Origin of the sequence: Aequorivita marina, assembly GCF_031631895.2 — a bacterium.
Lineage (GTDB): Bacteria > Bacteroidota > Bacteroidia > Flavobacteriales > Flavobacteriaceae > Aequorivita > Aequorivita marina.
Genome location: NZ_JAVMBW020000029.1, coordinates 1 through 2,912 on the forward strand (window position 1 = coordinate 1; position 2,912 = coordinate 2,912).

At 41.3% G+C, this 2,912-nt stretch carries 1 protein-coding gene; it reads left to right on the plus strand.

Annotation, left to right across the window (positions count from 1 at the left end):
• The coding region (locus QPK98_RS15525; protein ID WP_435373107.1) for a beta strand repeat-containing protein at nt 1–2,912 on the plus strand (2,912 nt) is incomplete at both ends.

Genomic DNA, 2,912 nt, shown 5'->3' on the forward strand with positions numbered 1-2,912 from the left:
TTGGCACCGGGCGTTGAAGATGCTACAACCTTTACAGCAACTTATACCATCACACAAGCCGATGTTGATTCTGGAATGTTCTCTAACCAGGCTACGGCCACGGGAACTGCTCCTGACAATAGTCAGCCAACAGATCTTTCTGACCATTCAAGTTATACTGAAAACAACCCAACAGTCGTAGACATCTGTACTGATGCAAGTATTGCTCTGATTAAAACTTCCAATGTTGAAGTAGATCCAACTACAGGATGTTCAACAGTTGTTGTAGATCAAGTAATCACGTATAACTTCTCCGTTAAGAACACAGGAAATTCAACCCTTACAAACGTAATTGTTACGGATCCAGACGCCACAATGTCTGGCGGTCCTATTGCTAGTTTGGCACCAGGCGCAGAAGATGCTACAACCTTTACAGCAACTTATACCATTACACAAGCCGATGTTGATTCTGGAATGTTCTCTAACCAGGCTACGGCCACGGGAACTGCTCCTGACAATAGTCAGCCAACAGATCTTTCTGACTATTCAAGTTATACTGAAAACAACCCAACAATCGTAGACATCTGTACCGATGCAAGTATTGCATTAATCAAAACTTCCGATGTAGAAGTAGATCCAACTACAGGATGTTCAACAGTTGTTGTAGGTCAAGTAATCAACTATAATTTCTCCGTTAAGAATACGGGTAATTCAACCCTTACAAACGTAATTGTTACCGATCCAGACGCCACAATGTCTGGTGGTCCTATTGCTAGCTTGGCACCGGGCGCAGAAGATGCTACAACCTTTACAGCAACTTATACCATCACACAAGCCGATGTTGATTCTGGAATGTTCTCCAACCAGGCTACGGCTACCGGAACTGCTCCTGACAATAGTCAGCCAACAGATCTTTCTGACCATTCAAGTTATACTGAAAACAACCCAACAATCGTAGACATCTGTACTGATGCAAGTATTGCATTAATCAAGACTGCGAACGTAGAAATTGATCCAAGTACAGGTTGTTCTGAAGTTGCTGTCGATGATGTTATCACGTATAATTTCTCCGTTAAAAATACAGGAAACGTTACTCTAACAGATGTTATGGTAAGCGATCTTGTAGGAGGTGTAACTTTAGTTGGTGGACCAATTAGTTTGGCTCCTGGTGAAGAAGATACCACAAGCTTTACTGCAACTTATACGATTACACAAGACGATATTGACAACGGAAGCTTTACCAATTCCGCAGAAGTAGTTGGAACAACGCCGGACGATACTCAAGTAGATGATACTTCTAATAACGAGGGGTATGCAGGTGATAGTCCAACAGTTGTGACGATCTGTACTGATGCAAGTATTGCTCTGATTAAAACTTCTGATGTTGAAGTAGATCCAACTACAGGATGTTCAACAGTTGTTGTAGGTCAAGTAATCAACTATAACTTCTCCGTTAAAAATACAGGAAACGTAACCTTAACAGATGTTATGGTAAGCGATCTTGTAGGAGGTGTAACTTTAGTTGGTGGACCAATTAGTTTGGCTCCTGGTGAAGAAGATACCACAAGCTTTACTGCAACTTATACGATTACACAAGACGATATTGACAACGGAAGCTTTACCAATTCCGCAGAAGTAGTTGGAACAACGCCGGACGATACTCAGGTAGATGATACTTCTAATAACGAGGGGTATGGAGGTGATAGTCCTACAGTTGTGACGATCTGTACCGATGCAAGTATTGCACTGATTAAAACTTCTGATGTTGAAGTAGATCCAACTACAGGCTGTTCCACAGTTGTTGTAGGTCAAGTAATCAACTATAACTTCTCCGTTAAAAATACAGGAAACGTTACTCTAACAGATGTTATGGTAAGCGATCTTGTAGGAGGTGTAACTTTAGTTGGTGGACCAATCAGTTTGGCTCCTGGTGAAGAAGATACCACAAGCTTTACTGCAACTTATACAATCACACAAGCTGATATTGATAACGGAAGCTTTACCAATTCCGCAGAAGTAGTTGGAACAACGCCGGACGATACTCAGGTAGATGATACTTCTAATAACGAGGGGTATGCAGGTGATAGTCCTACAGTTGTGACGATCTGTACTGATGCAAGTATTGCTCTGATTAAAACTTCTGATATTGAAATAGATCCAACTACAGGATGCTCCACAGTTGTTGTAGGTCAAGTAATCAACTATAACTTCTCCGTTAAAAATACAGGAAACGTAACCTTAACAGATGTTATGGTAAGCGATCTTGTAGGAGGTGTAACTTTAGTTGGTGGACCAATTAGTTTGGCTCCTGGTGAAGAAGATACCACAAGCTTTACTGCAACTTATACAATCACCCAAGACGATATTGACAACGGTACCTTCACTAACTCTGCTGAAGCAGTAGGAACAACACCTGCTGATGAACAAGTTACAGATACTTCTAATAGCGACGGATACGAAGGAAGTGATCCTACTATTATTACAATATGTAGTGACCCTGCCATTGCAATTGTGAAAACAGGAGTCTTTAATGACGAGAATGGCGATGAGTGTTCTAATGTAGATGAAACCATCACATACACTTTCACTGTAACAAACGAAGGAAATGTAAGCTTGAGTAACGTTATTGTTGACGATCCATTATTAGGAGGTCCAATAGCAGGTCCATTAAGTGGAGACACTGATGGCGACGGCGAGTTAGATGTAACAGAAACTTGGATTTACGAAGCGAGCTACGTTATCACACAAGATGATATTGATGCTGGCGAAGTTGAAAACCAAGCAACAACTACAGCTACTGCACCAGACCAAAGTACAGTAACAGATCTTTCGGGTACAGATATCGACAACGATGATCCAACGATAATCGAGCTTTGTCAAGATCCTGCCATTGCAATTGTGAAAACAGGAGTCTTTAATGACGAGAATGGCGA